6 protein-coding genes and 1 pseudogene are annotated in these 5,864 nt (G+C 33.7%); all 7 read right to left on the bottom strand.

Translation table 11 applies throughout. The features are described 5' to 3' along the window. Positions 1-142: ATP-binding cassette domain-containing protein (locus BU038_RS11720; RefSeq protein WP_142402604.1), on the bottom strand; the 142-nt coding region annotated here is incomplete at its 3' end. Positions 143-270: 128 nt separating this feature from the next. Continuing rightward, positions 271-1,161: a deoxyribonuclease IV gene (locus tag BU038_RS11715; RefSeq protein WP_107606169.1), complete on the bottom strand. Its 891-nt coding sequence runs from the start codon at positions 1,159-1,161 to the stop codon at positions 271-273. Between the two features lie 16 nt (positions 1,162-1,177). Further along, a complete protein-coding gene (locus BU038_RS11710; RefSeq protein WP_107606168.1) occupies positions 1,178-2,518 on the bottom strand; it encodes a DEAD/DEAH box helicase in 1,341 nt (446 codons plus the stop codon). 23 nt (positions 2,519-2,541) lie between these two features. After that, the gene (locus tag BU038_RS11705) at positions 2,542-3,636 is read right to left on the bottom strand and encodes a Nif3-like dinuclear metal center hexameric protein (RefSeq protein ID WP_107606167.1); all 1,095 of its coding nucleotides are present in this window, start codon (positions 3,634-3,636) and stop codon (positions 2,542-2,544) included. Then, positions 3,633-4,307 (bottom strand): tRNA (adenine(22)-N(1))-methyltransferase, encoded by a 675-nt coding sequence (locus BU038_RS11700; RefSeq protein ID WP_199219714.1) that lies wholly within the window; start codon positions 4,305-4,307, stop codon positions 3,633-3,635. Before BU038_RS11700 ends, BU038_RS11705 begins: the two co-directional genes overlap by 4 nt. Positions 4,308-4,433: 126 nt before the next feature. Then, positions 4,434-5,543 carry an RNA polymerase sigma factor RpoD gene (gene rpoD / locus BU038_RS11695; protein WP_002481056.1) on the bottom strand — a complete coding sequence of 370 codons (1,110 nt, stop codon included), beginning with the start codon at positions 5,541-5,543 and terminating at the stop codon, positions 4,434-4,436. A 77-nt stretch (positions 5,544-5,620) separates the two neighbouring features. Continuing rightward, a pseudogene (locus BU038_RS11690) lies at positions 5,621-5,864 on the bottom strand (DNA primase); the annotation flags it as partial.

The raw sequence follows: 5,864 nt of genomic DNA, 5'->3' as shown, positions 1-5,864 counted from the left end.
GTAATGTAGATTTACCTGCCCCATTTGGTCCGACAATCGCTAAAAAATCGCCTTTATATATTTTAATGTTTATGTTTTCCAGTACTTGTTTGTTTCCAAAATAATAGTTTATATTTTTCAATTCAAAAACTGGGGTAGACATATCTTCACCTCGCTATAAATATAACCTTGAATAAATAATATGTAAATTGTAATGCTTACGATTGAGTATGTAAAATTAAAAGACAAAGCATGCTTTGTCTTTTAATTACATGTTTACTCTAAATAAGATTATTCACTCATAATAATATTTTTTAAATCAGGGTTGAAAGTTTGACTTTCCAACATTTCAATTTCATGTTTATATGGTGGTTTCTTATTCTTCTTATCTTCACCGACAAACGGTGTTTCTAAGATTTTTGGAATGTTTTCAAACACTTCGTGATGTACGATATAATTCAATGCATCAAACCCGATATGACCGAAACCAATATTTTCATGTCGGTCTTTGTGGGCACCGACTTCATTTTTACTGTCATTTACGTGAAGGACTTTAATACGGTCTAGTCCTATAATTTTATCGAATTCTTCAAGGACACCGTCGAAATCATTTTTAACATCATAACCGGCATCATGAGTATGACACGTATCAAAACAAATTGATAACCTTTCGTTATGATTTACACCGTCTATAATTTGTGCTAACTCTTCAAAAGTACGTCCTACTTCAGATCCTTTACCTGCCATTGTTTCTAAAGCGATTCTGACATCATTTTCATTTGTCAGAACTTCATTTAATCCTTCGATGATTTTTTTAATTCCAGCTTCAGAACCAACACCTACATGTGAACCTGGATGCAAGACGATATCTTTTGCACCAATTGCTTCTGTACGTTCAATTTCTTTTTGTAAGAATTCAACACCTAAGTCAAACACATGTGGTTTTTGTGTGTTAGCAATATTTATAATGTAAGGTGCGTGTACCACGATGTTAGAAAGACCATATTCTTTCATAGCTTCGTGACCTGCTTCGATGTTCAATTCTGATATATCTTTTCTTCTCGTGTTTTGAGGCGCACCAGTATAAATCATAAATGTTTTTTCGCCTAATCTATGTGCTTCTTCTGCTGAACCCAGCAACATTTTTTTACCATTCATCGGAACATGAGAACCAATTAACAATCTGTCCACCTAGCCTTTACTTATTTTTTCTTTGTTGTCTGTTTTGACGTTTGCTATATTTTTTTCGTTCTTGTCGTTTCAAATTTTCTAGTTCTCTCTTGAACTTTTTCTTGTATCCTGGTTTAACTTTTTTCTTATTACCACGTTTAACTTGTTGTTTCACTTGAGTCGTTAAGTGATCATCTTTGTTCTTACGTGTTTGTCTTGTATTATGGGCTTTAATTTCTTTGAGTTCGCCATTTTTAATATCGACATCTTGGAATTTATAACCTTTTTTCTCTATCTCAGCAATTAAATATTCTTCATCTGGTGTATATAAAGTAAATGCTTCGCCTTTATATTGACCTCTACCAGTTCTGCCAACGCGGTGCGTAAAGAAATCAATATCTTTAGGTACATCATAGTTAATTACATGACTGACACCTTCAATATCAATACCTCTAGACGCTAGATCACTTGCGATTACAAACTGGAAGTCCAAATTACGGATTCGTTTCATTTGTTGTTTTCTTTCTCTTGGACTGAGTCCACCATGAATCATACCAATTTTTAAACCTTCTGCGGTTAATGCTTCTGCCAATTCATCTGCGTTTTCTCTGCTATTGCAGAAAATAAGGCATAAATATGGATTGATAATTTCAATCAAAGCTTTAGTTTTATCCAATTTTGATGAACCTTTTGTTGGAATCAAGTAGAAATCAATGTTTTTCTTATTTTGGGTTTTACTATCCACTTCAATAAATTCTGGTTGATTTAAATATTTGTTCAAGAATGGATGTAATGATTTTGGAATCGTAGCACTGAATACAGCAATATGTGCACTATCATCTAATCGCGCAGCGATATGGTCTACGTCTTCTATTAACCCTAAATCAATCATTAAATCAGCTTCATCTACTACTAAATATTGTGCTAGATGCGCATGTAATGTACCGTCTTTTGATAAATCATTAATACGGGTTGGTGTACCAATGACTAATTGAGGTTGGACATTGCAACGTTGTTTATCACGTTCGAAGTCAGTTCCTCCGATAAACAATGTAACTTTTACATCATTTTTAAATTGGGCTAAGTGATGTGCTGCATTATAGAGTTGTTGAGCTAACTCTCTAGTAGGTGCAACTACAATAGCTTGAGGTTCTTGAATTGTAGTATCAATTTTTTCCATCAATGGTAGTAAGAATGCATGAGACTTTCCTGTACCAGTTTGTGATTGCCCAATAATATTTTGACCTTTTATGATTTTAGGAATTACTCTTTGTTGGATTTCGGTTGGCTGATTAAAATTTAAGTCAGCTACTGCGTCTATAAGTTGAGGACTTAAATCAAATTGTTCAAATGGGTGTTGTGTGGCCATTAAAATCCCTCCTTTTTTAGTTTTTATACATAGTTGAATGGATCTGTATTTAAAGTTGAAGCTTCAATAGTTAGTTCATCATTGCTAATCCATTCTTTTAGTAATGATTTCAAACCATCTTTCATAACATATTCACTATAATGATTAATATCGATTAAGTTATAACCTTCTGTTTCAGCATCTAATGCATCGTGGTGTTTGATATCACCAGTAATAAAGACATCAGCGCCTTTATGATGTGCGAATTTTTCATAGCCAATACCAGAACCACCGATTATCGCTGCTTTCGATACCAATGCATTCGGATTACCTGTAAAGCGAACACTTGGTATATTTAATTGTTCTTTAATTGAAATAGCTAATGATTTTAAAGTTGTTTGTTCAGGTAATTCTCCTATCATACCTAAACCATGTTCTAGCGTCTTAGTTAATGGTATAAAGTCGTAAACTGGTGTTTCATATGGATGTAATGCATTGATGTAATACTCTGCTTTTGTACGTTCATGGTTCTGAATCATGAATTCAACCTTAACTTCTTCCACTGTTTCAATTTGATCTAATTCACCAATATGCGGTTGTGCATTTGCAACTGGTTTAAATTGTCCAGCACCTTTTGTTGAAAAGAAACAATATTCATAATCGCCTTCAGATGCAAAACCTTCCTCATTCATTTTATCTTTAAATGTTTCGACATCTTCTTCAGGGATAAATACTTGAACTTTAAAATAGTTTGTTTGTTGCGGTTCTAAAATTTCAATATTTTCGAGTCCGATTTGTTGTGAAAGCATCGCGTTAACGCCATAACGATATACATCTAGATTTGTATGCAAAGCAATCAATTGAATATTGTGCTGTATTAGACGACGAATAATTGCGCCATACCCTTGTTCATTAATATTCTTTACACCTTTAAAGATAAGCGGATGATGGGCAATAATTGTATTGATGTTTTTTTCAATTGCTTCGTTTACTACTTCCATTGTACAGTCCAATGCTGTAAGTATACCTGTTATTTCTTGTTGATTATCACCAATTAATAAGCCGACATTGTCCCAACTTTCAGCGGAAGAAAAAGGAACATGCCTATTTAAAATGTTTAGTAATTCTGAAGTTTTCATTGTAACACCTCTTGAATTAATTTTATCTCATGATTAATTTCTTCTAAGCGGCTTTGATGCTTATTACTATCCAAGTGTGATTGGATATTTTTTAATGCTTCTAATTCTCTATCCCATTTTTTTATAAATAAAGGTGATTTTGAATTCATTAAAACCGGACCGAATTTTAACTCTAATTCATCCAATGCTTTATGACCATATTCTGCTATTACAATTTCATAAATATGACCTTTTTCTTCAATAATCTCTTCTTCTACAATATTGTAATTCAACTGCATCAATGTGCGTCTTATTGCAGATGTTTGAATATTACTTTGTAAGGCCAAGCGCGGTTGATTCAAAAGCTTTTCTTTTCCATTTTGTAGTATTTCTGCAATCAGTGGGCCGCCCATCCCGCATATTGTAATAGTATTCACGTTGTTCGTTTTTTCCAGGACATTTAATCCATCTCCCAGTTTAACATCAATTCTATTTTGCATGCTATATTTTTTAACGTTATCAACGGCGGCTTGATAAGGTCCTTTGACTACTTCTCCAGCAATCGCAGAAGTACATAATTCATTTTCAATCGCATAGATTGGTAAGTATGCATGATCAGAACCGATATCAGCTAATACATTTCCAGTTATATATTTACTCACTGCGGTAAGTCGTTGGTTTAAAATCATCACTTTGTGCTCCTCTAATAAAAGAGCGAGACAACAAGCATTATATTCGATTGACTGTAGGTCATTACATACTTCCTTGCCTTCGTCAGCCAAACATTATCAGCTCATTGTCTCGCTATTTTTACTTAATTAATCCATAAAGTCTTTAAGGCGTTTGCTACGGCTTGGATGTCTTAGCTTTCTAAGTGCTTTAGCTTCGATTTGACGAATACGTTCTCTTGTAACACCGAATACTTTACCAACTTCTTCAAGTGTTCTTGTACGTCCATCATCAAGACCGAAACGTAATCTTAATACATTTTCTTCTCTATCAGTTAGTGTATCTAAAACATCTTCTAATTGTTCTTTCAATAGTTCGTACGCTGCATGATCAGATGGGCTTTGTACTTCTTGGTCTTCGATGAAATCTCCTAAGTGACTGTCATCTTCTTCACCAATCGGTGTTTCTAATGAAACAGGCTCTTGGGCAATTTTTAAGATTTCACGTACTTTTTCTGGTGGTAAGTCCATTTCTTCACCAATTTCTTCTGGTGCTGGATCACGACCTAAGTCTTGTAATAATTGACGTTGTACACGAATCAATTTATTAATTGTTTCAACCATATGCACTGGAATTCTGATTGTACGTGCTTGGTCAGCGATAGCACGTGTGATTGCTTGACGAATCCACCAAGTTGCATACGTAGAAAACTTGAACCCTTTACTGAAGTCGAATTTTTCAACGGCTTTAATTAACCCCATATTACCTTCTTGGATTAAATCTAAGAACAACATACCGCGTCCTACATATCTTTTGGCAATGCTGACGACTAAACGTAAGTTTGCTTCTGCCAGTCTTGCTTTAGCAACTTCATCACCTTGTTCGATACGTTTCGCAAGTTCGATTTCTTCTTGTGCGTTTAATAAATCAACACGCCCAATTTCTTTCAAATACATACGCACTGGGTCATTGATTTTAACACCTGGAGGTGCACTTAAATCATTAGGATTAAGTTTTTCGTCTGTATCAGAACTATCTTTTTCATTAATAAGATTTATATCATTGTCATTTAATTGTTCAAAGAACTCATCCATTTGATCAGAGTCCATATCGAAGTTTTGCAGTTTTTCTGCAACTTCTTCATGGCTTAAATGACCTTCTTTTTTCCCTTTATCTAATAATTGTTTTTTTACATCTTCCAAAGTTAATGTCGGATCGATGGTTTGTTTTTTTACTACTTTCACTTGGTTTTCAGACATAAAAAGGCCTCCCGAAATTAATATAAGCACACAATGCGTTACTTAAATAAAACTCTTTAAATATATATTAATAAATTTTAATACATTCGTTTTTGATTTAAAGCGACAATCTTTTGCAAATAATATTTTTGCAGTTCTGAATCACCAATACGTGTAGCCTCTCGTAACTTCTCATTTAATGACTCAGAGGTTTCTTCATCTCGACTGCTGATAATAATTTGGATATACTCATCAATCTCATGTTCATACGGATTATTGTTGAGTAAAAGATTGTCTAATGCAATTAAAGTTTCTCTATCTATTTCTTCATCACTATATAAT

The sequence above is a fragment of the Staphylococcus simulans genome (genome assembly GCF_003043455.1).
Lineage (GTDB): Bacteria > Bacillota > Bacilli > Staphylococcales > Staphylococcaceae > Staphylococcus > Staphylococcus simulans_A.
This window is presented reverse-complemented; position numbering and strand designations above follow the sequence as displayed.

Excerpts from the sequence above, each read along its gene's own strand:
- rpoD (WP_002481056.1), bottom strand. The coding sequence starts at position 5,543 with ATGTCTGAAAACCAAGTGAAAGTAGTAAAAAAACAAACCATCGATCCG.
- BU038_RS11705 (WP_107606167.1), bottom strand. The coding sequence starts at position 3,636 with ATGAAAACTTCAGAATTACTAAACATTTTAAATAGGCATGTTCCTTTT.
- BU038_RS11710 (WP_107606168.1), bottom strand. The coding sequence starts at position 2,518 with ATGGCCACACAACACCCATTTGAACAATTTGATTTAAGTCCTCAACTT.